Below are 1197 nucleotides of genomic sequence, written 5' to 3' on the forward strand. Positions count from 1 at the left end.
AGAGCGCCGGCATCTCTAATGAGGGCGACTACTGGACGCGGGCCCTCACCGAGCTCGTCATCCCGATCGTCCTCGGCTCCTTCATCGCGGGGAGCACGAAGCGGTGGGCGATCAAGAAGGCGAAGGTCGGCCCCATGTGGGGCTACGGCCGATGGATCATCCTGCTCGCCATCGCGACCGGCTTCGCGGTCGTGGGGTCGTTCTCGAGCATCGCGGAGGTCATCGCGAGCGCGCCGATCATCGTCGCGCTCCTGGTCGTCGCGATCGTCTTCATCGTCCTGATCGAGAGCGACACGGACCGCGTTGAGCGCTGGGAGTTCAACATGCCGAAGCTCACGAGCGCGAGCTCGCCGAGCGGCGAGGACGTCCTCGACGCGGCGCGCGTCGACACGACGACGGAGCTCGTCGCGCGGACCGAGGAGGACGGCTACGTGGTCATCAAGCCCGGGCTGTTCCCGTTCATCTCGCGCATGTTCGGCGGGTCCGCTCCGCTGGAGGGGCAGGATCAGATCGATACGCAGATCGACGTAACCCGCGGTCGCGACGACAAGAAGGTCTTCGTCGAGCCGGACGGCGAGTACGTCCTCGACTACAAGCCGGAAGGCTGGTCGCTTCAGCTCCCGAGCCTCGAGAGCACGGACGACAAGGTTGGCTTCGCGATCCGGATGCTCTCGCTGATGGCGGTCGCGGCCGTCGTCGCGACGGCGTGGAGCAGCGTGGTCGGCATCCTCGTGTACCTCGCCGGGATGCTGGCGCTGTTCGCGCGGCCGACGAAGGGTCACGCAAGAATTGAACCAGCGCCGGCCCACGGGCGCAGCGCGTGGCTTTCCATGCTCTACCTGAGCATGGAGTACAGCGACGCGGAAAGCCTGCAGGAGGCGCGTGAGCGGCTCGTGAAGGAGCAGGCCCGCGCGGACAAGGACGTCGACGAGGCGCTCCAGAAGTCCGACCGCACGCTCGTCGAGGAGATGTTCAACACGGATCCCGACGACGCTGCGTTCCAGGTCGACGAGCCGGACCGGGAGGTGGCGTCCGATGATTGATCGGCCGCTCGACTCCACGCGCCCGGCGCTGGTCAAGCTGGTCCAGGACCTCGAGGATCTCGAGGACGACCTTCTCGCGGGCTTCGGCTCGCGACGCGAGGTCCTCGACTGGACGCGAGAGCTCTCCATCCGGACGCTCGGAGAGCTCCCGCAG

At 67.2% G+C, this 1197-nt stretch carries 1 protein-coding gene; it reads left to right on the forward strand.

The features are described 5' to 3' along the window. Positions 1–1043: hypothetical protein (locus tag AN233_RS17445; protein WP_176696698.1), on the forward strand; the 1043-nt coding region annotated here is incomplete at its 5' end. Between the last annotated feature and the right edge of the window lie 154 nt (positions 1044–1197).

Origin of the sequence: Haloparvum sedimenti (assembly GCF_001462205.1) — an archaeon.
Classification (GTDB): domain Archaea; phylum Halobacteriota; class Halobacteria; order Halobacteriales; family Haloferacaceae; genus Haloparvum; species Haloparvum sedimenti.